The sequence below is a fragment of the Streptomyces odonnellii genome (assembly GCF_000981895.1).
In the GTDB taxonomy this organism is placed as follows: domain Bacteria; phylum Actinomycetota; class Actinomycetes; order Streptomycetales; family Streptomycetaceae; genus Streptomyces; species Streptomyces odonnellii.
This window is the reverse complement of sequence record NZ_LATD01000532.1, coordinates 1-1,708: the sequence shown is the minus strand read 5'-3', so window position 1 is coordinate 1,708 and position 1,708 is coordinate 1. Positions and strand designations below refer to the sequence as shown.

Annotated in this window: 2 protein-coding genes; both read right to left on the bottom strand. The window is 74.4% G+C overall.

The annotated features are described in order from the left end of the window. Window positions 1-34 precede the first annotated feature (34 nt). Window positions 35-1,339, bottom strand: a complete 1,305-nt coding sequence (locus WH07_RS34555) for a ribonuclease D (RefSeq protein ID WP_046508942.1) — start codon at window positions 1,337-1,339, stop codon at window positions 35-37. 78 nt (window positions 1,340-1,417) lie between these two features. Beyond that, the coding region (locus tag WH07_RS34550; RefSeq protein ID WP_046508940.1) for a response regulator transcription factor at window positions 1,418-1,708 on the bottom strand (291 nt) is incomplete at its 5' end.

Sequence of the window (1,708 nt, the reverse complement as noted above, 5' to 3'; positions counted from 1 at the left end):
GTGGCCGTCGCCACCGGCCCGCGGGGCCCCGCGGCTACTCCGCCGGTACGGAGGACAGCGCCCGCGCCAGCAGCGGCGCGACCTGTTCGATCTGCCAGGGCCGCGCGCCGTGCTCCGCCAGGGCGGCCTCCACCGACTCCGCCGTCCGCTCCCGCGGCGGCTCCCAGCAGACCCGCCGCACCGTGTCCGGCGTGATCAGGTTCTCCTGCGGCATGTTCAGCCGCTCCGCCAGCGCCGAGACCGCCGCCCGCGCCGCCGAGAGACGGGCCGCCGCCTCCGGGTCCTTGTCCGCCCAGGAACGCGGCGGCGGCGGGCCCGCGACCTGCTGGCCCGGCTGCGGCAGCTCCGTATCGGGCAGCGCGCGCGCCCGGTCCACCGCCGCCTGCCACTGTTCTAGCTGCCGCCGCCCCATCCGGTGCCCGAACCCCGGCAGCGCGGTCAGCGCGTGCACATTCGCCGGCAGCGCCAGCGACGCCTCCACGATCGCCGTGTCGCTCAGCACCTTGCCCGGCGAGACGTCGCGCCGCTGCGCCACCCGGTCCCGGGTGTTCCACAGCTCCCGTACGACCGCCATCTGACGGCGCCGGCGCACCTTGTGCATTCCCGACGTGCGGCGCCAGGGGTCCTTGCGCGGCGCGGGCGGCGGCGCCGAGGCGATCGCGGCGAACTCCTGGTGCGCCCAGTCGAGCTTGCCCTGCCGGTCCAGTTCCTTCTCCAGCGCGTCACGCAGATCCACCAGCAGCTCGACATCGAGCGCCGCGTACCGCAGCCAGGGCTCGGGAAGGGGCCGCGTCGACCAGTCCACGGCGGAGTGGCCCTTCTCCAGCGCGTACCCGAGCACGTTCTCGACCATCGCGCCGAGCCCGACCCGGGGGAAGCCCGCCAGCCGGCCTGCCAGTTCCGTGTCGAACAGCCGGGTGGGCGTCATGCCTATTTCACGCAGACACGGAAGATCCTGGGTGGCCGCGTGCAGGATCCACTCGGTCTCCGCGAGGGCCTCGCCGAGACCGGAGAGATCCGGGCAGCCCACCGGATCGATCAGTGCCGTGCCCGCGCCCTCGCGGCGCAACTGGACGAGATACGCCCGCTGCCCGTACCGGTAACCGGACGCGCGCTCCGCGTCGACGGCCACGGGCCCGGTGCCTGCGGCGAAGGCCGCGATCACCCCGGCCAGGGCTTCTTCGGTGGCCACCACCGGCGGAATGCCCTCGCGGGGCTCCAGCAAGGGGATCGGCGCCGATTCGACGTCGGCCGGGGGCTGTGCGATGAGCGGCTGCCGCCGCGGGCCCCCGGTGGTTCGCAGTGCTGGCTCTGCTGCGGTCTCTTGGGCGTCGGTCACCTGTCAAGGGTATCCGTGAACGGACGGCGCCCGTCGACGGAACGTTCCGTCGACGGGCGGTGGGGACCGGGAGTCGCTTCAGTGGATGATGCCGGTACGGAGGGCCACAGCGACCATTCCCGCCCGGTCGCCCGTGCCGAGCTTGCGCGCGATCCGGGCGAGATGGCTCTTGACGGTGAGCGCGGACAGGCCCATCGAAACGCCGATGGCCTTGTTGGACTGTCCTTCGGCCACCAGCCTGAGCACCTCGACCTCACGGCCGGAGAGCTCGCGGTAGCCGCCCGGGTGGCTCGGTGCGCCCGGGGGGCGGCGGTGCATCCGCTGGCCGGCGCCGATGGGGGCGGCGCCGGCCCGGGGATGCACCGCCGC